Here is a 19,495-nt window from a genome sequence, read left to right as displayed (position 1 = left end):
CGCGGTTGAGCAGACTCTACATTAAAGTGAGGGATCTTTCGGGGGGCAGGTCAATGAGGTTGTCGGAACCCCATTGCTGCGTGTCACCCGCTATTCACAGTTCGAGCTGATCAACCAGGACCGCAAACGGAACCGCCAGAGCCGGATCAAACGTAAGCCGTCCGATCAGGCTTGGGTTAACGCCTTCTGTGCCGCCGCAGATTCCCATAACGCGGCCTTGCTGCGCTTTATGCGCCAGACGGCGGCGCGAATTGACCAGGCAGTGTGCTTCACGCCGGACGATCTGCGCCCGGATGAACGACAGGTCTGGCTGAAAGCGCAAAAGTGCCATGCAGGCTGTTGGGTGACGGTATCACCTGACATGATGGCTGAGATCATGGCGCTGAAACCAAAGTACCCCCGCAACCGCCGCACTGGTGCGTACTTGCGCCGCGTGTTTTCGGCTATGCCAGTCCGACCGGATATAACAAACGCTGGCGGACGATCTGTAAAAGGGCGGGCATCCCCTATCTGTCTGCCCACGCCGCCGGTCGGCATGGATATTTTACCGAACTGGTCATCCGGCAAGGTGTCGATCCGGTGACGGCGGCAAAGCTGGGGCGTTGGTCTGACGTCACCTTGCCCCTGCGCATCTATACCCACCCCGAGACGCCCGAGGACGAGATTCGGGCGAGATTTTGTACAGATCAGGTACAGACGCACAAAGTATGACCTGATAAGACTGTGATATAAAACAAGGAAAGAAGCGATGAAGCATTCCCTCCTAAGGGGCAGGTTACAGGTTCAAGTCCTGTCGGGGTCACCATTTCCTATCTGCGCAGGCGTCTGAGCAGCGGCAACAGCAGCAGCGCCAGCGTGGCAAGGGTAAAGGTCAGCGCCAGCGGCCGGTCGATAAAGGTCATCGGGTCGCCGCGTGACACCAGCAGGGCGCGGCGCAGGTTGGTCTCGATCAGCGGGCCAAGGACAAAGCCAAGCAGCAGCAATGCCGGGCTGAAGGCGGCATAGGACAGCGCATAGCCGATGGCACCGATGCCCGCGACCATCACGATGTCAAAGGTCGATCCGCGCACGGAATAGATCCCAAGGCAGACAAAGACGATAATCGCCGGGTAAAGCCAGCGGAATGGGATGCGCAGCATGGACACCCAGATGCCGATGAGCGGCAGGTTCAGGATCAGCAGAAACAGGTTACCGATAGCAAAGCTGACCACCAGCCCCCAAAACATATCGGGATGTTCACCCAGCATCATTGGGCCGGGCTGGATGCCGTGGATGACCAGCGCCCCCAGCATCAGCGCCATGATCGGATCGCCGGGGATGCCAAGCGTCAGCGTGGGGACAAAAGCGGTGATGGCGGCGGTGTTGTTGGCGGCTTCGGGGCCGGCGACGCCTTCGATTGCGCCCTTGCCGAACCGTTCGGGCTGGCGGGCAACGCGGCGTTCCAGCGCATAGCTGAGGAAGGATGAGATCGTCGAGCCTGTTCCCGGCAGCGCCCCGAAAAAGCCGCCAAGCGTAACGCCCCGGCCAATCGGGGCCAGCATCCGGCGCAGGTCGTCGCGGGTTGGCACAAGTTGGCGCAGGGTCACGCGGGCGGGCGGGCCGTGGCGCTCGGCCTTGCGGATGTTGGCGATGACCTCGGCCAGCCCGAACAGACCCATCGCCAGCGCCACCAGATTGATGCCATCCATCAGTTGCACCTGTCCAAAGGTGAACCGCTGCGCACCCGAGTTCACATCCGTTCCGACACAGCCCAGCAGCACACCGATCACCACCATCGCAAGGCTTTTCGCGGGCCGCCCCTCGCCAATGGTTGCGGCGGCGACCAGCCCCATCACCATCATTGCGGTATATTCTGCCGCGCCGAATTGCGTGGCCAGTTGCGACAGCCAGCCGGCCAGCATGACAAGGATCAGGATGCCCAGCATCGACCCGGCAAAGGACGATGCCATCGCGGTAAACAGCGCCACCCCGGCGCGGCCCTGCTGGGCCATGGGATAGCCGTCCAGTGTTGTGACCACCGATTGCGGCGTGCCGGGCAGCCGCAGCAGGATCGAGGCCACCGCGCCGCCATATTGCGCCCCGTAATAAACGGCGGCCAGCATCACCAGCGCGGCCTCGGACGAGATGTAATAGGTGATCGGCAACAGCAGGGTGATGGCTGCCATGGCACCAATGCCCGGCAAGACGCCGACCAATGTTCCAAGCACCGCTCCGAACAGGCTGTAGATCAGCACCGAAGGTTGCAGCGCCACCGTCAGCCCATGGATCAGCCCGTCCAGCATCGTCATGTCAGTTGCTCCAGACGGGCCACACCGGGATCGTCATATTCAGGCCGCGAATGAACAGCACCCAGGTCAGCGCCGAAACCGCCACGGCCAGAACCAGCCGCCAGCCAAGCCCTTTGCGCGGGGCAACCGCGCTGGCGATCAGCACCGACAGCGCGGTGGTGGCCAGCAGGCCCAGCCGGTTCAGCAGCAGCCCGAACAGCAGCAGCGCAGCGATAACGCCCAAAGCCTCACGCCAGGCGAAGGGCTGCGGCTCCGTCTTGGGGTGCAGGCGCAGCGCGGGCAGGGTGATCAGCAAGCCAAGCACGGCCAGCAGAACCCCAAGCGCCACCGGGAAAAAACCCGGCCCCATCCGACGCAGGCTGCCAATGTCGTAATGGCCAGCCGCATAGGCCGCCACCGCCAGCCCAAGCGTGGCCATCACGCCACCCCAGATAATATCCTGCCAGTTGCGCTGCATCTGTTTTGCTTATTGCGCCTCGATCCGGTCGATCACCGCGCCCCACATGGCGGTGTCATCCGCGATCCGTTGCGCCATATCCTGCGGCGTGCCGGGGCTGACCTGCCAGCCGGTCGCCAGCAGACGCTCGCGCAGGGCTTCGTCGGACAGGATGGTGTTCAGTTCGGCGTTCAGCCGCGTGATGACCTCGGGGCTGGTGCCCGCGGGGGCGATAAAGCCGTTCCACAATTCGGCCCGGAAATCGGCGGGCAGGCCAGCGTTTCCGGCCAGAACCGGCACATCCGGCACTTGCGCGAATGGCTCGGCCGAGGTGATCCCCAGCATTTTCAGCTTGCCTGCCTGCACCTGCGGCAGTGCGGCCGATGTGGCCATGAAGCCGCTGTCGATCTCGCCGCCCAGCAATGCGGTCGTGACCTCGGCGTAGCTCTGGAAGGGGATATGGAACAGGCTGACTCCGGCGGCATTGGCGAACAGTTCAGTGGCCAGATGCGCCCCGGACCCGGCCCCGACCGAGCCATAACTGACCTTTTCGGCCTCGGTGCGGGCGTCCTCGATAAAGCCTTCGACATCGTCGGCGGGGGAATCTGCCGCAACCGCCAAAACCAGCGGGCTGGTGGCGATCAGCCCGACCGGGGCAATGTCCTCAGGCTTATAGCCAAGATCGGGGATCAGCCGTTCTGCGGTGGTCAGCGGGCCGTTGATGGTGATGCCGAAATTGTAATCCTTGTCGCGCTGCGCCAGCATTTGCTGGACGCCGATCACGCCACCCGCACCGGGCTTGTTCTCGACCACCACCGGCTGCCCCAGCGCGGCGGCCAGCGGTTCAGCCACCAGCCGGGCGATGGTGTCCGGCGACGATCCCGCCGGGAAGCCCACAAAAATATGCACCGGCGCTGTCGGCCAGTCCTGCGCAAAGGCCCCTGTGGCAAGGGCGCTGCAAAGCGTGGCGACTGCAAAAACGTGGCGGGTCATCGTGGCCTCCTTTGGCTCGGGACAGGGCTTGTTCAGCTTTTGCGGCGGGGCTGTCAATGGTGCGGGGCAGGGGGTGATGCTGCTGAATGTCGCAGTTGCCAGCCTCGATGGCCCCTGTGATGGCATGGGGACCGAAACCCTGACGGCACCGGCTGGCGCCAAGCCATGGACGATCCGGCGGGGCTGGGGAACAAAATGCGGCCCGCGCCGGGTGGCGTTCATTGAATCTTAACAGCTTGGGTGTTATGGCCGGGGCCATTCTTATGCCAAGGGCCTCCTATGACCGATCATATCATCCGCGACATTTCCCTTGCCGATTTCGGGCGCAAGGAACTGGACATTGCCGAAACCGAAATGCCGGGGCTGATGGCGCTGCGGGCGGAATATGGGGCCGCGCAGCCGCTGAAAGGCGCGCGCATTGCGGGCAGCCTGCACATGACCGTGCAAACCGCCGTGCTGATCGAAACGCTTGTGGCGCTTGGGGCAGAGGTGCGTTGGGCCTCGTGCAATATCTTCTCGACGCAGGATCACGCGGCGGCGGCGATTGCGGCAGCGGGGATTCCGGTCTTTGCGATCAAGGGCGAAACCCTGCCGGAATACTGGTCCTATACCGATCAGATCTTCCAGTTTGCCGAGGGCACGGCGAATATGATCCTTGATGATGGCGGCGATGCGACCCTGTATATCCTGCTTGGCGCACGGGTCGAGGCGGGCGAAACCGACCTGATCGAAACCCCCACCAGCGAGGAGGAAGAAGCCCTGTTCGCGCAGATCAAGCGTCGTCTGGCGGCCAGCCCCGGCTGGTTCACCGCACAACGCGACGCCATCAAGGGCGTGAGCGAGGAGACCACCACGGGCGTGCATCGCCTCTATGATCTGCACAAGAAAGGGCTGCTGCCCTTCCCGGCGATCAATGTGAACGATTCGGTCACCAAGTCCAAGTTCGACAACAAATACGGCTGCAAGGAATCGCTGGTCGATGGCATCCGTCGCGCCACGGATGTGATGCTGGCGGGCAAGGTTGCCGTGGTCTGTGGCTATGGCGACGTGGGCAAAGGCTCGGCGGCCAGCCTGCAAGGGGCAGGGGCGCGGGTCAAAGTGACCGAGGTGGACCCGATCTGCGCCTTGCAAGCGGCGATGGACGGGTTCGAGGTCGTCTTGCTGGAGGATGTGGCCGACAGCGCCGATATTTTCATCACCACCACCGGCAACCGGGACGTGATCCGGCTGGAACATATGCGGGCGATGAAGGATATGGCGATCGTCGGCAATATCGGCCATTTCGACAATGAGATTCAGGTTGCGGCGCTGAAAAACCACAAGTGGACCAACGTCAAGGATCAGGTAGACCTGATCGAGATGCCGTCCGGCAACCGCATCATTCTGTTGTCCGAAGGGCGGCTGCTGAACCTTGGAAATGCCACCGGCCACCCGTCCTTTGTGATGTCGGCTTCGTTCACCAATCAGACCCTTGCGCAGATCGAACTGTGGACCAAGGGCGATGAATACCAGCCCGGCGTCTATATTCTGCCCAAGCATCTGGATGAAAAGGTCGCCCGGCTGCATCTGGATAAGGTCGGCGCGAAACTTTCGACCCTCTCGCCGGAACAGGCCGCCTATATCGGCGTGACCCCGGAAGGCCCCTTCAAATCGGACCACTATCGGTATTGATATGAGCGAATATAAGATTTTCACCTCGGAATCCGTGTCCGAGGGCCACCCTGACAAGATTGCCGACCAGATCAGCGATGCGGTTCTGGACGCCATCATCGCCGAAGACCCGCGCGCCCGTGTGGCCTGCGAAACCATGGTCAAAACCGGGGTGGCGATCATCTCGGGCGAGATCAGCACGAATGCCTGGGTCGATCTGGAATCCATCGTGCGCGGGGTGATTAACGACATCGGCTATACCTCGTCCGATGTGGGGTTCGATGGCTCGACCTGTTCGGTCATCAATATTATCGGCAAGCAATCCCCCGATATTAACCAAGGCGTTGACCGCGCCACCGAGGAGGAGCAGGGCGCCGGCGATCAGGGGCTGATGTTTGGCTATGCTTCGGATGAAACCGATGTGCTGATGCCCGCGCCCGTGACCTATGCGCACCGTCTGGTGCAGCGTCAGGCCGAGGTGCGCCGCAACGGCACGCTGGCATGGTTGCGCCCCGACGCGAAATCGCAATTGACGTTGCGCTATGACGATCAGGGCCGCCCCGCCGGGGTTGATGCGGTGGTGCTGTCCACGCAGCACAACCCTGATATTTCGCTGGAAGATCTGCGCGAGGCGGTGATCGAGGAAATCATCAAGCCCGTGCTGCCCGCCGAATGGCTGGGGGCGCAGACAAAATATTTCATCAACCCGACCGGCAATTTCGTCATTGGTGGCCCGGTGGGGGATTGCGGCCTGACCGGGCGCAAGATCATCGTTGACACCTATGGCGGCATGGCCCGTCATGGCGGCGGCGCATTTTCGGGCAAGGACCCGTCCAAGGTGGACCGTTCGGCCGCTTATGCCGGGCGCTGGGTGGCCAAGAATATCGTTGCCGCAGGGCTGGCGAAACGCTGCGAGATTCAGGTCAGCTATGCCATCGGTGTGGCGGAACCGACCTCGATTTCGCTCAACTGCTTTGGCACGGAAACGGTGCCGGTGGACAAGATTATTGCTGCGGTGCGGCAGGTGTTCGACCTGCGCCCCTTTGCGATCATCCGCGAGCTGGACCTGCTGCACCCGATCTATCGCCCGACCGCCAGCTATGGCCATTTCGGGCGCGACCCCTATGCGCTGAACGGCGCGACGGCGTTTTCCTGGGAGGCCACCGACAAGGCCGAGGCCCTGCGCGCCGCAATCTGAACCTGAAAGGCCGGGGACAGACCCGGCCTTTTCTATATCACTGCGCGTTTTGTCGGGATGGAATGTGGCCCTTTGCGCGGCCCGGTTATCGGGCGGTGATATGGTCCGAGGCCGCCGGGGTGAAAAGGGCAGCTGCGGGTGATGTTCACCCATGCAGGGTTAATGCCATAGGACAGTTTCGTTCTCGCGCAAGGTAAGCCGCTGATCGTCCGTGATGTCGGGAATGGCCGCTGATTTTTGCGGGGGCCGAGGCTGTTCAGGGGGCAGACCATCGGTTTTGGGCCATCCTTTCGGGGATACTCTAGGCCGAAAGGATGCGGCGCTGTCGCCCTTCAGCCTGTGGAACCTTGACCAACGGAACAAGTCCTGATCTTAGCCCTTGCCCCCTTTGAAGGGGGATATCTGGTTGATATGAAGTATATTGAGATCGCTTTCGTGTAGGGCTGCCGGTGCGGTGTCCGAACGGTCCTGCCTGCCCCCCGAGCGAGGCGCACGGATCAGCTATGCCGTTAAACGGTGCATGGCCTGAAAATGGTTGCGTCTCATGGTTTTGGGCGATCTTTTCTTCCGTGCAATATGGTTAAGGCGATATCCGCTGATTGCCGGGATTTTCTCGACATTCCGTTGTTCGCTCATAGGATGTCAGAAATGCCCGACGATGACGCGCCTGCTGCCTTGCCGCTCTCAAGCAAGCGAAATCCTCTTTGAAAATGTCTCTTGGGCCGGTGCGTGCCGGGGTATGGCTTGCATCCTGATGGGGATTTCTGTTTCGCAGTTTTTGTGATGATCGGATCACGTTCTGGCCGCTGCCGGGGGCGTCCCGAAACGCCGCAGGCCGGTTTCAGGCACCCTGCGCCCTATGCCCACAGGTTGAATTCGCTGAGGTCGATGCCGCGGGTGGTGGCTTTTTCGCGCATGATGTTGCGCAGGTTTTCGTTGCGGGCCAGCAGGCGGCGGAAGCGGGATTCGTCCAACACCAGCAGGGTCGAATGGCTGATTGCGGTGATCTGGTGGCGCAGCTTCTGGCGGCTGAGGATCGACAGCCAGCCAAAGATGTCGCCGCGGCCCAGCTTGTGCTTTTGCCCGGCGGCTTCGACCTCGAAAGCGCCTGAGGCGATGAAAAACACCTGCCGCGGCACGTCGCCCTTGTGGATCACGACCTCGCCCGGCTGGACATAGCGGGTCTTGAGCGCTGCCGACAGCTTGCGGCGGCTGTCCTCGTCCATATCGTTGAACAGCGGGAATTGCCCGACCAAAACGTCTTTTTGCACCGCCAGATCCAGCGTCGGGCGCAGCTCTGTTCGGGTGCGGCGTTGCGACAGGTCTTGCTTCAGGGTGGTCAGCAGCTCACGCCCGATCAAACCGTCTTTGAACAGCACGTCATATTCGCGTTCTTCCATGCGCAGCGAGGTGCGCTGCAAGAACCGGCGTTCCAGCTTTTCGGCATAGCCGGGATATTGCAGGCGCAGGGCTTCCAGCGCGGATTGAGCTTCATCTTCGCGGCGCTTAAGCAATTCGTGTAACAGTTCGCTGACGCGGGTGCCGTGGATGCGGCGTATTTTGCCGTCGATATAGCGGTGCAGGTCGCCAAGGATCAGGCGCTGATGCAGCAGGATCTCGAACCGATCCGCGATCCGCTGCGCCAGCATCCCGGACAGGCGCAGACGGTTATGCAGCCATGTTGCCAGCCCGAAGGCGCGGCCCTTGGCGATGTTCATGCGCCCCGCCGCGCGATATTCGTTACGCCCGCCGCTGCGGGTGCGCTCGATCAGGCGGTCGGCATCGGAGAGCATCTGCTCGGCCAGCCGGGGCGAGATCACCTGTTCGCGGAACGCGTCGAGGATCATGTCACGTTCCCGCCCGGCCAGCGCAATCAGGCCAAGGGTGATGCGGTCGCGGTCGGGGATGTCGGCGGCCTCGGCGGTCTCGATGGCGCTGTCCAGCCGTTCCGCGAATTGCTTGGCCTCGGATCGGGCGATGTCGCGGGGAAGCTGGTGGTCGCGGGCGGCCTCGGACATTTCTTCGCGGACATTTTGCAGCGCCACGGCGATCACCTGATTTGACAGCGCCCGGTCCAGCGGGGCCAGCCTGTCCAGCCCAAGCATCGAAATGATCCAACGCAGCGTGGTCCCCTGCACCAGCAGCGTGAACAGGGTGAAGCCGGTGGCCAAAATCCCGACTTCGCGCTTGATGTCGGCGGGGACGCGCAGGTTTTCGGTTACGGCCAGCGCCAGTGCCAGGGTGACGGCGCCGCGCAACCCGCCCCAGAGGATCGCCACGCGGTAGGGCGGGTCCACGCGCGGCGACAGGTGCAGCGCGGTCAGCGCGGGCAGCACGCCATAGAGCATGAACAGCCGCGCCGCGACGGCGGCCAGCACCACGACACCGACCAGCAGCAGGTCGCTCAGCCCCATATCTCCCAGCAGCCGCGGCACCAGCAGCGCCGCCAGCAGAAAGATCAGCGCCCCGGCCCAATGCGCCAGCAAATCCCAGATTTCGCGCAGGTTGGTCAGGTTGGTGGGGGACAGCCGCGAAGGGCCAAGATAGTTCAGCACCATCCCCGACATGACCACCGCAATCACCCCCGAAACCCCCATCACCCGATCCGCCACCAGATAGGTGATGTAGGGCAGGGCGACGCTCAGCGAGACCTGCGCCAGCGGATAGGCGTCCAGCCGCCGCAGCACCCACAGCCATGCCAGCGCCAGCAGCCAGCCAATCGCCAGCCCGCCAAAGATCAGCACCGGAAAATCGACCAGTGCGTCGCGCAGCGTCGGGTTCGGCACGCCAAGCATGACGAAGGATAGGAAAAACCCGAACAGCGCGATGGCGGCGGCGTCATTCAGCAGGCTTTCGCCTTCGACGATCCGGGCCAGCCGCTGCGGGGCGGCGGTGCTGCGAAAGATGCTGACCACCGCCGAAGGGTCGGTGGTGGCGACGATCGAGCCAATCAGTAAGCAGGCGACCAGCGGGATCGAGGTAAAGGGTGTCAGCGCAAAGCCGATCACAAAGGTTGCAACCACCACAGCCATCACCGCCATGACCAGAATCGGCACCCAGTCATCGGCCATCCGCCGCAGGTTCAGCCCCAGCGAGACCTGAAACAGCAGCGTCGGCAGCAGCACATACAGAAAGATATTGGCCCGGATTCCAAGGCCGAACCCTTCGAAATCTGGCGGCAGACCAAAGCCCGCCTGCATAATCCAGGTGGATGAGCTGCCAAGCGCCACGCCAATGATCGCCAACACCACGGTAAAGGGAAGGCGCAGTCGCTCGGCCAGCGGCTCGGACAGGCTGATGACGATGAAAAGCGCGGCGACGATGCCAACCAGAGAAATCACATCCATAGCTTTGCAGATAGCCAGCGGGCCGGGCGGCGTAAATGCGAAGGATGGTGAATGGCGCAAAAAACTGGCGTTGGGGAACTGCATCGCCGGGCGGCGGGTTGGGATACAATCAGGAAGAAGGGTGTTAAGATGCAGATGGTGAGCAAATTGCGGATGGCCGCGCTGGCAGTGCTTCTCTCGGCGGGGGCTGGCTTAGCGCAGACTGCGCCTGCGGGCGAATGTTCCGATGCTGCCGGGGTGGCCGAGGCGGCTACGCAGCCTGACCCTTCGGCGGATGGTGCCGCAGCGGCAAATAGTGGCTCGACTGCATGGACCGGGGCGACGGGTGGTTCGCAGATCGGGACGAATCCGCAGGGTGCGGTGCCGGAATCGCGGACCTGGCAGCCTGCAACCGCGCGTGGGCTGGACCTGAAAGGTGTGCCGGAAGCGGTGGCGGCTGCGCCGGGTTGCTAAATAATTGATTTGGCGGAAGGGAATGGGAGTCGAACCCACCCGCGACAGGCTCGCTGCCGCAACCGGATTTGAAGTCCGGCCGCCCCACCGGGGACGATTCCCTTCCGTCAGCCGAACAGATCGGCGCGATGGGGATTGATACGGCGCAGATCGCCGCGCCGCAAGGTCAGGCCGTGCCGATCAAAGAAATCGAGGATTTCAATGGCCACTTTGCGCCCGTTTTGCACCCGGTCACGAAAAACGGGGGCGGTGAACCAGCCGTCCTCGGCCTGTGCGGCAACATCAAGGATAATGGCGACCATCTCGCGCGTGACCTCGCGGGCGAAGAAATGGTCATGGGCAATCTGATCGGTGCGGCCCAGCTTCTGCGTCAGGCGCAGAACGCGGCGGATCTCGCGTTCGTCCACGCCAAGATCGCCTGCAAAATCGCGGACGCGGGGCGGGCGGAACCGGGTTTCCCCATGCAGCGCGGGGGCGATCTGCGCGAAAAGGGCCTCATCCTCGGGGGTCAGGCGGACCTCATGCCCCGGCAGGCGCAGGAAAGCGCCGTCCAGCATGATGCGGCCTGCATCTGATTCCGTCCGCAGCAAGGTCAGAAAAGCATCTTTCGGCAGGCGCGGGGTCAGTGCCAGCCGTAGCCGCTCGCGGCCCATGCCGGGCAGGTCGGGGTTCTCGGTGTGGAAATCGGTTAATGCGGCGGTGATCCCGGCCCGCAAGCCGCGCAACATCGGTTCCGAAATCGCCAGATGGCCGATGGTTTCACTGCCCGCGCGGGCCTGATCCAGCGCGGCTTCGGTCAGCGCACGGTCGCGGGCAAAGCCGGGCAGATCGACCGGGGCCAGCGCCAACAGCCCGGCCAGTGCCTGCGGGGCGGGCAGGGCGGCGGCTTGCAAGCTGGTCAGCCGTTCCGGTGTCCGGCGCTTGCGGGCGGGGGCGCGCAGGTCCAGAAAACGGCCGCCGCCAATGGTCCGGCTGGCCGAGACATCGCGCAGGATAAAGCGATCCCCGACCGTCGCCGCGATCGGCCGGTCCAGCACCAGTTGCACCGGGCCGCTGTCGCCGGGGCGCAGGTCATCGGCCAGCGGCACGATGCGGGCGCCAACCTCGGCGGCATGGCTGTGCAACCGGGCGGGGAACCATGTCGTCAAGGGCTTTGGTTCGCCCGGCAGCACGGTCAGATGCGCGTCGATCCGGTCGGTTGGGGCGTGCAGCACGGGGTCCAGCACCATGTCGCCACGGTGGATGGCGTCCTTGGCGATGCTGTCCCCGGCAAGGTTCAGCGCACACCGCTGGCCCGTCGCGCCCCGATCCGCCGGGCGGTTCTGCGCATGGATGCCGCGCACCCGCGCCGTCAGCCCCGAGGGCGAGATCGTGACCATATCCCCGACAGCGACCGTGCCGGAAATCACCGTGCCCGTCACCACTGTGCCCGCGCCTGCCAAGGTAAAGCTGCGGTCCACGGCAAGGCGGAACCGCCCGTCCGGGCGTGCCTCGGTCCCCGCCGCGATCAGGGCGGCGCGCAGGTCGTCAACCCCTTCTCCGGTCAGGCTGGAAACCGCGATCACTGGCGCATCGGCCAGCCCGGTTCCGGCGGTGGCCGCACGGATTTGGGCAATGACTTCGGCGCGGCGCTCGGGTCCGGCAAGATCGGCCTTGGTCAGTGCAATAATGCCATGGGTCAGCCCCAGCAGGTCCAGAATTGCCAGGTGTTCGCGCGTTTGCGGCATGATCCCGTCGTCAGCCGCAACCACCAGCAGCGCCAGATCAATGCCGCCTGCACCGGCCAGCATGGTGTGGATCAGCCGTTCATGCCCCGGAACATCGACGAAACCGGCCACGCCCGCGCCAAGGTCGGCATAGGCGAAGCCGAGGTCGATGGTGATGCCCCGCGCCTTTTCCTCGGCCAGCCGGTCGGCATCGGTGCCGGTCAGCGCCTTGACCAGTGCAGTTTTGCCATGGTCAATGTGGCCCGCCGTTCCGATAATCATGCCAGCGCGTCCAGCAGCAGGGCGTCGGATGGCAGGCAGCGCAGGTCAAGGATCAGCGCCCCGTCGCGGATGTGGCCGATGATGGGCGTGGGCAGGGCGCGCAGCCGGGCTGCCAGCCGCTCTGGCGCATCGCCGCCCGAGCCGGTAATCCGCAGCCCCGCGCTTGGGATCGTATCCACCGGCAGCGCGCCCGAGCCGATCTGACTGGCGCAATCGCAGGGTGTGACGCTGAAATCGGGCAGCAGCGCGGCAAGCTGCGGGGCCAGCCGGGCGGCCTGCGCCGCAATTTCGGGCAGGGGGCGGGACAGCATCCGCAGCGTTGGCAGGCGCTCGGCCAGCCGGTCGGGGTCACGATACAGGCGCAGCGTGGCCTCCAGTGCGGCAATGCGGATCTTGTCCAGCCGCAGGACGCGTTTCAGCGGGTTGCGGTCGATGGCCTCGATCAGATCGCGGCGGCCAAGGATAAAGCCTGCCTGCGGGCCACCCAGCAGCTTGTCGCCGGAAAATGTCACAAGATCAGCGCCTTCGGCCAATGCCTCGGCCACGGTGGGTTCGCGGCGCAGCCCATAGGCCGACAGATCGACCAACGAGCCAGAGCCAAGATCATTGACCAGCGGCACCCCGGCGTCATGGGCAATCTGCGCCAGCTCTGGTGCGGGAACTTCGGCGGTGAAGCCCTCGATCCGGTAATTCGAGGTATGAACCTTCAGGATCAGTGCCGTTTCTGGGGTCAATGCGGCGCGATAGTCGCGGGCATGGGTGCGGTTGGTGGTGCCGACCTCGACCAGCCGCAGCCCGGCGTGGGTCATAATGTCGGGCATACGGAAAGCGCCGCCAATCTCGATCAGTTCCCCGCGTGAGACGATGCCTTCGCCGCCCGTGCCTAGCGTGTTCAGCGCGATCAGCACGGCGGCGGCGTTATTGTTCACAACGGTGGCGGATTCCGCGCCGGTCAATTCGCACAAAAGCCCGCGCAGGTGATCGTCGCGCTGGCCGCGCCCGCCGGTGGTCAGGTCATATTCCAGCGCCAGCGGCGCGGCCATCGCGGTCGCTGCGGCCTGCACGGCCTCATCCGCCAACAGGGCGCGACCAAGGTTGGTGTGCAAAACCGTTCCGGTCAGGTTCAGCATTGGGCGCAAGCCAGTCTGCGCCTGTGCCGCCAGTCGGGCCGAAACCCCGGCCAGTGCTTCGCCCGGCGCCTGACCTGCGCGAATCGCCGTCCGCATCGCGTCAAGCTGTTCCCGGCAGGCTGCTGTCACCAGCGCCCGGCCATGCTGCGCCACCAGCGCCCGGCCCGTGTCCGAGCCAAGCATCTGATCGACCGAGGGCAGGTCGCGTAAATCCATCAGTAGCCCGTCAGGAACGGGTGGAAGCCGCCGCGCGCATAAACCGTGTCGCGCATCAGCAGGTCAAGGCCAAGGCTGCCGACATCATCGGCAACAGGGTCCAGTCCGACATTCTGCGTGTTATACAGGATTTTCACCCATGATTTACACTCGGCGCAACATTCAGCCTTGATGATGGCGTTATCGGCATCCGCATCGGCGGGCGAGGCGGCGCGATAGCTGATCCCCTTGGTCGAGCCGCAGCACAGGCATTTGATCCGCACCTCATGCCAGCGGGTCGCGCAGCTTGCGCAACTGCAAAACCGCAGGTTTTCGGTCGTGTCGCCGCCAAGGACGGTCGAGGTGACGGGCTTGCCGCCGCAGGCGGGGCAGGTGCCGATATGGACCGGAACCAGCCGTTCGTGATCCAGCGTGGCGGCCAGTCGGGACAAGTGCAGTTCCACCGCGCAGGCGGCGAACAGATGCGGCGCGGCGCTGTCCTCGGGGATGGTGTCGGTCAGCAGGTTTTCCAGCAGCCATTGCCGGTCGCTCTCATCCGCCGCTGCCACGGCCCGCAGCGCCAGTCGGGCAGGCTCGGGCATGTCCAGCCGCTCGGCGGCGGCGCAAAAAGCGGCCAGCGTCTCTGCAAGCGCGGGGTCGTGGCGCAGGGACTTGCGGTCGATCGGGGGCATGTTCCCGGCGCGGGCCTTGGCGACGCGATCTGCGGGGAGGGGCGCCACCGGGGGCAGGGTTTCGGCAAGCTCGGCTTGCACCTGCGCCAGCCCGGCCAGCAGCCGCAGATAATCCCCAAGGTCATGGCCCGTCGCCAGAAAACTGAACCGCTCGGCTCGGCGGCGGAACATTTGTGCGGGGTCCAGTGGCAGGGCAAAGGGCGCATCGGGCTTGTCGCCAATAAGCGAAGGGTCGGGCTGAAGGTCGGTTTCGGTCATGTTGTGTTCCGCTGATCGGCAAAGGCAAGGCCGGCCGCCCGAAAGCGACCGGCCCTTTCTTGTCTGAAAGGTCTGGCGTTATTCTGCCGGACCAGCGCGGTCGCGTCCAGCCACTTCGCGCAGCCATTTGCGATGGTGCCGCCAGGCCCAGCCGCCGGTGACAGAACCGCGGGTCATGGCGCGGATGGTGCCGCGCGTCCAGACCGCTGCGTAAACGTGGATGATGAACACCATGACCATCGCCACGGCAGCCGCAGCATGGATCAGCATGGCCCAACGGCGGGTGTTGATGTCCACGATATGCGGGAAATATTCCTGCCAGACCATGATCCCGGTGACCAGCAACACCACGATCAGCGCCGCCATGGCCCAAAACACGAATTTCTGCCCGGCATTGTATTTGCCAAGAGTGGGCAGCTTTTCTTCGTTCTGGTCCATCACGTCGCGGATATGCTTGACCCATACCACGTCATCGCGGCGCGGGATGTTGCGCGGCACCAGCTGAATGAAGATCAGCGTATAGCCGACAAACAGCACCAGCCCCAGCAGCGGATGCAGCCAGCGCGCGGTCTGGCCGCCGCCGAACAGCGCGGTCAGCCCGTAAAGCCACGGGTGAAAGAACGCCAGCCCGGACAGCAGCAGCAGGATCGTCGTGGTGGCGATAATCCAGTGGTTCAGCCGGGTGAACCAGCGATAACGGCTGACCTCGACCGGGCGGCGGCTGGTCAGGTGATCGCCGGCTTCCGAATATTTGCGGGCCATCACACTTCCTCCGACGGGTTATCGACCAGTTGCTGCGCATGGATTTCATCCTCTGGTTCGACCTTGTTCGGGCGACCAAAGAAGGCCAGCAGCGCGGCCCCGGCAGCGGCAGCCCCCATGGCGGCGACACCGACGGTCTTGGCCCCACCTTTCCACAGATCGACCTTTTCCGAGATTTTCGGATCATCCGGCAGCCCGGCATAGATCGAAGGCGTCTCGCCATGCGGCAGCACATACATCACATGCGTGCCACCAACACCCTGCGGATCATAGACCGTGGGGTTCTCATAGCCGCGCGATTTCAGATCCTCCAGCCGAGCCTCGGCATGGGCTTTCATGTCATCCTTGTTGCCAAAGATGATCGCCTCGGTCGGGCAGGCTTTGGCGCAGGCCGGACCTTGCCCAACCGCCACCCGGTCGGAACAGAGCGTGCATTTATAGGACTTGTGGTCCTTTTGCGACACGCGCGGGATGTTGAACGGGCAGCCGGTGATGCAATAGCCGCAGCCGATGCAGTTTTCATGGATGAAATCCACGATACCGTTGGAATACTGCACGATTGCGCCGGGGGCCGGGCAGGATTTCAGACAGCCCGGATCCTCGCAATGCATACAGCCATCCTTGCGGATCAGCCATTCAAAGTCGTTGGTGGCCGGGTTCACCCATTCCTCGAACCGCATCAGGGTGAACATATCGGGCGTCAGGTCCATGGGGTTGGTATAGGTCCCCTCGAACGTGCCGATTTCCGGGTCCAGTTCGTTCCATTCCACACAGGCGGATTGGCACGCCTTGCAGCCAATGCACTTGCTGATGTCGATCAGCTTGGCGACCTTGGGCAGTTGCCGTTCCGGCTGGGGCAGATTGGGCGTTGCCGAGGCGCGGATGACATCACCCGCGCCAAAGCTGGCACTTTGTGGCTGAACCGGCGGGTTCGACATGGCCTTGTTCGGATGCTGAAACGTATCGGTCATGCGATCGGCCCTCCGTCACTGGGTTCAATGTTGACAAGGAACGCTTTGAACTCGGGCGTTTCCACGTTGGCGTCACCGACGAAGGGGGTCAGTTGGTTCGCACCCCACCCCTTTTTCGTCTGGCCCATAAAGCCCCAGTGCAGCGGGATGCCGACCACATGGACCACCTTGCCATCCACCTGCAACGGCTGGATGCGCTTGGTGACATAGGCCTTGGCCCGCATCTGGCTGCGCTTGGACCATACCCGGACCCAGCCGCCGTTCTTGATGCCCTTTTCTTCGGCCAGCGCGGGGCTGATTTCCACGAAGAACTCGGGCTGCAAGGCAGCGTTGACCTTGTTGTGCTTGGTCCAATAGTGGAAATGCTCGGTCAGGCGATACGAGGTTGCCACAAAGGGAAACTCATCGCTGTTGCCGAACTGATCCGCGTCATACTGGAACACACGGGCCACCGGGTTGCCGCGCATCCGTTCGTTGAACGGGTTGGCGACCGGGCTTTCGAACGGTTCCATATGCGTGGGGAAGGGACCATCGCGCATCATGCCCCGGCTGAACAGGCGTGAGACGCCCTCCGGGTTCATAATGAACGGGCCGACTTCGCGCGGGTTGGCGGTCGGAGAAATATCCGGCACGTCATAGCCCGTCCAGCGTTCGCCGTTCCATTCCAGCAGCTTGCGGGTCGGATCCCACGGTTTGCCGTCAATGTCGGCAGAGGCGCGGTTATAGATGATCCGCCGGTTCGCTGGCCATGCAAAGGTCCAGTTCAGATAGGCACCGGTATTGTCGGGGTCGTTATTGTCCCGACGCGCCATCATGTTGCCGTCCTCGGTCCAGGAGCCGCCATAGATCCAGCAGGCTGCCGCCGTGGTGCCATCGTCGCGCAACTGTCCAAAGCTGGACACCTGCTGACCGGCCCGCAGCGTGACCTGACCCGTTGCCGGATCGGTCAGATCGGCCAGCACACGGCCGTTCATTTCCTTGGCCAGTTCCTCTGGGGTCGGCTCACCCGTGTGGGCGTAATCCCAGCGCAGGTTCAGGATCGGGTCAGGGAACACCCCGCCTTCTTCCTGATAGAGCTTTTTCACCCGCAGGAAGATCTGCGACATGATCCAGACGTCGTTTTTCGCCTGACCCGGCGGGGTTGCCCCCGGCCAGTGCCATTGCAGCCAACGGCCCGAGTTCACCAGTGCGCCTTCATCCTCGGCAAAACAGGTGGTCGGCAGTTCGATAACCTCGGTCTGGATCGCAGCCGTATCGACCGGGTTATATTCGCCGTGGTTCTGCCAGAAATGCGCGGTATCGGTTTCCAGCGGATCCATGACGACCAGCAGTTTCAGTTGCGACAGCGCCTCGGTCAGCTTTTCGCGGTTGGGGAAGGCCATCAGGGGGTTAAAGCCCTGACAGAAATAGTTGTTGATCTTCCCTTCGCGCATCAGCTCGAACATGCGCAGGATGTCATAGGTCGGCACGTCCAGCTTGGGCAGATAGTCATAGGCCCAATCGTTTTCAGCGGTGGCGGCATCGCCCCACATCATCTTCAGGAAGCTGACCATGAACTTGCGATAGTTCTGCCAATAGCTGGTCTGACCCGGCTGCAACGGCGTGAACTGCCGCGTGGACATATAGGTCTCGAAATCGGCCTCACGCTCCGTCGGGATCGCCAGATAGCCGGGGATCAGGTTCGACATCAGGCCAATATCGGTCAGGCCCTGAATGTTCGAATGGCCCCGCAGCGCGTTCATCCCGCCGCCACGCACACCGATATTGCCAAGGATCAGCTGCAACATCGCCATGCCGCGGATGTTCTGTGCGCCCTTGGAATGCTGGGTCCAGCCAAGCGCATACATCGAGGTCATGGTCTTGTCGCGCGCCGAACATTCCCCGATCATCTCGCAGATGTGCAGGAACTTGTCCTTGGGCGTGCCACACATACGCTCGACAAACTCGGGCGTGTAAGGCTCGACATGGGCTTTCAGCAGGTTCCAGACACAACGCGGATGTTGCAGGGTTTCATCCCGCAGTGCGTAACCGTCCTCACCGATCTGATAATCCCAGGAGGATTTGTCGTAGTCGCGCTTTTCCTCGTCATAGCCGGTGAACAGGCCGTCGGACCAGCCGAACTCATCCTTGACCAGATACGAGGCGTTGGTGAAGGCGTTGACGTAATCCCACTGAACCTTGTCATTCTCGATCATCCAGCGGATCGCGCCCATCAGGAACACGATGTCGCTGCCCGGACGAATCGGGGCATAATAATCCGACACGGCAGCCGTACGGTTGAAGCGCGGATCGACCACGATCAGCTTGGCGCCGCGGTCTGCCTTGGCGCGCGTCACCCATTTGAAGCCGCAGGGATGCGCTTCAGCAGCGTTGCCGCCCATGACGACCACGAGGTCGGTATTCTTGATGTCGGTCCAGGAGTTCGTCATCGCTCCACGGCCAAAAGTCGGGCCCAAACTGGACACCGTGGGGCCGTGTCAGACGCGCGCCTGATTATCGAAGCCGACAATCCCCATGGACCGGACCGTTTTATAGGTCAGCCATGCGGTTTCATTGGTGGTGGCCGAAGCCGCGAGGAAGCCGGTCGTGGTCCAGCGATTCACCGTTACACCGGCGTCATTCGTCTGGATCATATTGGCGTCGCGGTCGTCCTTGAGGGCGCGGGCGATCTTGTCCAGCGCCTCATCCCACGAGATTTCCACAAACTCTGACGCGCCGGGCTTGCGCAGGCGCGGAGCGGTCAGGCGGCCGGGCGATTTCACGAAATCGTAAAGTGCTGCACCTTTCGGGCAGAGCGTGCCGCGGTTGGTCGGGTGGTCGGCATCGCCTTCCACATGGACCAGATCGGCGGTTTCGCCCGCATTCAGGTCGCCCTTGGAATACAGAATAACCCCACATGCAACTGAGCAATAGGGACAGGTGTTGCGCGCTTCCGTTGTGGCGGTCAGACGGAAGTCGCGCACATGCGCCGCAACCGCTGCCTCTGCCGTTCCAAAGCCCATCGCCGTCAGCGATGTTGCCGCAACCCCCGCGCCCGCCAGCCTCAGAAAGCTGCGGCGAGAGAGGTCGATGTTCATTCGAGCCTCCTGTTCTGCCTGTCGTCTGGATAGGTCTATCCAAAATGCCGATGAAGG

The 19,495-nt window shown here is 63.2% G+C and carries 15 protein-coding genes and 1 tRNA gene; 5 read left to right on the top strand and 11 right to left on the bottom strand.

What is annotated here, in order from left to right:
- The first annotated feature begins 73 nt into the window (after positions 1 to 73).
- Positions 74 to 583: a hypothetical protein gene (locus tag Q4G24_RS12635; protein WP_303366898.1), complete on the top strand. Its 510-nt coding sequence runs from the start codon at positions 74 to 76 to the stop codon at positions 581 to 583.
- 226 nt (positions 584 to 809) lie between these two features.
- Here Q4G24_RS12635 and Q4G24_RS12630 read toward each other — a convergent pair whose 3' ends face one another.
- From Q4G24_RS12630 to Q4G24_RS12620, 3 genes are read right to left on the bottom strand one after another with little or no spacing between them, the layout of a single operon-like run.
- Positions 810 to 2,288: a tripartite tricarboxylate transporter permease gene (locus Q4G24_RS12630; protein WP_303366897.1), complete on the bottom strand. Its 1,479-nt coding sequence runs from the start codon at positions 2,286 to 2,288 to the stop codon at positions 810 to 812.
- Between the two features lies 1 nt (position 2,289).
- The gene (locus Q4G24_RS12625; protein WP_303366896.1) at positions 2,290 to 2,745 is read right to left on the bottom strand and encodes a tripartite tricarboxylate transporter TctB family protein; all 456 of its coding nucleotides are present in this window, start codon (positions 2,743 to 2,745) and stop codon (positions 2,290 to 2,292) included.
- 9 nt (positions 2,746 to 2,754) lie between these two features.
- Complete coding sequence (locus Q4G24_RS12620) at positions 2,755 to 3,717, bottom strand: tripartite tricarboxylate transporter substrate binding protein (RefSeq protein WP_303366895.1); 963 nt, start codon at positions 3,715 to 3,717, stop codon at positions 2,755 to 2,757.
- Here Q4G24_RS12620 and Q4G24_RS12615 point away from each other — a divergent pair.
- Genes Q4G24_RS12615 through metK form a run of 3 tightly spaced genes read left to right on the top strand, consistent with a single transcriptional unit; the run spans position 3,689 to position 6,565 of the window.
- A complete protein-coding gene (locus Q4G24_RS12615) occupies positions 3,689 to 3,949 on the top strand; it encodes a hypothetical protein (protein WP_303366894.1) in 261 nt (86 codons plus the stop codon). The genes Q4G24_RS12620 and Q4G24_RS12615 overlap by 29 nt on opposite strands.
- Positions 3,950 to 3,996: 47 nt before the next feature.
- Positions 3,997 to 5,388 (top strand): adenosylhomocysteinase, encoded by a 1,392-nt coding sequence (gene ahcY / locus Q4G24_RS12610; protein WP_303366893.1) that lies wholly within the window; start codon positions 3,997 to 3,999, stop codon positions 5,386 to 5,388.
- 1 nt (position 5,389) lies between these two features.
- Complete coding sequence (metK, locus tag Q4G24_RS12605; protein ID WP_303366892.1) at positions 5,390 to 6,565, top strand: methionine adenosyltransferase; 1,176 nt, start codon at positions 5,390 to 5,392, stop codon at positions 6,563 to 6,565.
- An 857-nt stretch (positions 6,566 to 7,422) separates the two neighbouring features.
- Here metK and Q4G24_RS12600 read toward each other — a convergent pair.
- On the bottom strand, positions 7,423 to 9,912 hold the full coding sequence (locus tag Q4G24_RS12600; RefSeq protein ID WP_303366891.1) for a cation:proton antiporter: 2,490 nt from the start codon (positions 9,910 to 9,912) through the stop codon (positions 7,423 to 7,425).
- 129 nt (positions 9,913 to 10,041) lie between these two features.
- On the opposite strand from Q4G24_RS12600, the gene Q4G24_RS12595 reads away from it, so the two are divergent.
- Positions 10,042 to 10,365 (top strand): hypothetical protein, encoded by a 324-nt coding sequence (locus Q4G24_RS12595; protein WP_303366890.1) that lies wholly within the window; start codon positions 10,042 to 10,044, stop codon positions 10,363 to 10,365.
- A 10-nt stretch (positions 10,366 to 10,375) separates the two neighbouring features.
- Here Q4G24_RS12595 and Q4G24_RS12590 read toward each other — a convergent pair.
- The 7 genes from Q4G24_RS12590 to fdnG all read right to left on the bottom strand — a co-directional run bounded on the left by Q4G24_RS12590 (position 10,376) and on the right by fdnG (position 19,438).
- Positions 10,376 to 10,471: transfer RNA gene (locus tag Q4G24_RS12590), tRNA-Sec, on the bottom strand.
- 1 nt (position 10,472) lies between these two features.
- Complete coding sequence (gene selB / locus Q4G24_RS12585; RefSeq protein ID WP_303366889.1) at positions 10,473 to 12,353, bottom strand: selenocysteine-specific translation elongation factor; 1,881 nt, start codon at positions 12,351 to 12,353, stop codon at positions 10,473 to 10,475.
- On the bottom strand, positions 12,350 to 13,699 hold the full coding sequence (selA, locus tag Q4G24_RS12580) for an L-seryl-tRNA(Sec) selenium transferase (RefSeq protein WP_303366888.1): 1,350 nt from the start codon (positions 13,697 to 13,699) through the stop codon (positions 12,350 to 12,352). The genes selB and selA overlap by 4 nt, the downstream gene beginning before the upstream one ends.
- Positions 13,699 to 14,628, bottom strand: coding sequence for a formate dehydrogenase accessory protein FdhE (gene fdhE / locus Q4G24_RS12575; protein ID WP_303366887.1), 930 nt, complete (start codon positions 14,626 to 14,628; stop codon positions 13,699 to 13,701). Before fdhE ends, selA begins: the two co-directional genes overlap by 1 nt.
- Before the next feature lie 78 nt (positions 14,629 to 14,706).
- Positions 14,707 to 15,390, bottom strand: coding sequence for a formate dehydrogenase subunit gamma (locus Q4G24_RS12570; RefSeq protein WP_368660942.1), 684 nt, complete (start codon positions 15,388 to 15,390; stop codon positions 14,707 to 14,709).
- Positions 15,390 to 16,361 (bottom strand): formate dehydrogenase subunit beta, encoded by a 972-nt coding sequence (fdxH, locus tag Q4G24_RS12565; protein ID WP_303366885.1) that lies wholly within the window; start codon positions 16,359 to 16,361, stop codon positions 15,390 to 15,392. The genes Q4G24_RS12570 and fdxH overlap by 1 nt, the downstream gene beginning before the upstream one ends.
- The gene (gene fdnG, locus Q4G24_RS12560) at positions 16,358 to 19,438 is read right to left on the bottom strand and encodes a formate dehydrogenase-N subunit alpha (RefSeq protein WP_303366884.1); all 3,081 of its coding nucleotides are present in this window, start codon (positions 19,436 to 19,438) and stop codon (positions 16,358 to 16,360) included. Before fdnG ends, fdxH begins: the two co-directional genes overlap by 4 nt.
- Positions 19,439 to 19,495 lie beyond the last annotated feature (57 nt).

The organism is Paracoccus sp. (in: a-proteobacteria), assembly GCF_030538695.1.
Classification (GTDB): Bacteria; Pseudomonadota; Alphaproteobacteria; order Rhodobacterales; family Rhodobacteraceae; genus Paracoccus.
Note: the sequence above shows the minus strand (reverse complement) of the source record. Positions and strands in the feature narration are given on the sequence as shown.

What these genes read in the sequence shown, in the direction of transcription:
- Q4G24_RS12630 (WP_303366897.1), bottom strand. Translation starts at nt 2,288, where the DNA reads ATGACGATGCTGGACGGGCTGATCCATGGGCTGACGGTGGCGCTGCAA.
- Q4G24_RS12625 (WP_303366896.1), bottom strand. Translation starts at nt 2,745, where the DNA reads ATGCAGCGCAACTGGCAGGATATTATCTGGGGTGGCGTGATGGCCACG.
- Q4G24_RS12620 (WP_303366895.1), bottom strand. Translation starts at nt 3,717, where the DNA reads ATGACCCGCCACGTTTTTGCAGTCGCCACGCTTTGCAGCGCCCTTGCC.
- ahcY (WP_303366893.1), top strand. Translation starts at nt 3,997, where the DNA reads ATGACCGATCATATCATCCGCGACATTTCCCTTGCCGATTTCGGGCGC.
- metK (WP_303366892.1), top strand. Translation starts at nt 5,390, where the DNA reads ATGAGCGAATATAAGATTTTCACCTCGGAATCCGTGTCCGAGGGCCAC.
- Q4G24_RS12600 (WP_303366891.1), bottom strand. Translation starts at nt 9,912, where the DNA reads ATGGATGTGATTTCTCTGGTTGGCATCGTCGCCGCGCTTTTCATCGTC.
- Q4G24_RS12595 (WP_303366890.1), top strand. Translation starts at nt 10,042, where the DNA reads ATGCAGATGGTGAGCAAATTGCGGATGGCCGCGCTGGCAGTGCTTCTC.
- selB (WP_303366889.1), bottom strand. Translation starts at nt 12,353, where the DNA reads ATGATTATCGGAACGGCGGGCCACATTGACCATGGCAAAACTGCACTG.
- selA (WP_303366888.1), bottom strand. Translation starts at nt 13,699, where the DNA reads ATGGATTTACGCGACCTGCCCTCGGTCGATCAGATGCTTGGCTCGGAC.
- fdhE (WP_303366887.1), bottom strand. Translation starts at nt 14,628, where the DNA reads ATGACCGAAACCGACCTTCAGCCCGACCCTTCGCTTATTGGCGACAAG.
- Q4G24_RS12570 (WP_368660942.1), bottom strand. Translation starts at nt 15,390, where the DNA reads ATGGCCCGCAAATATTCGGAAGCCGGCGATCACCTGACCAGCCGCCGC.
- fdxH (WP_303366885.1), bottom strand. Translation starts at nt 16,361, where the DNA reads ATGACCGATACGTTTCAGCATCCGAACAAGGCCATGTCGAACCCGCCG.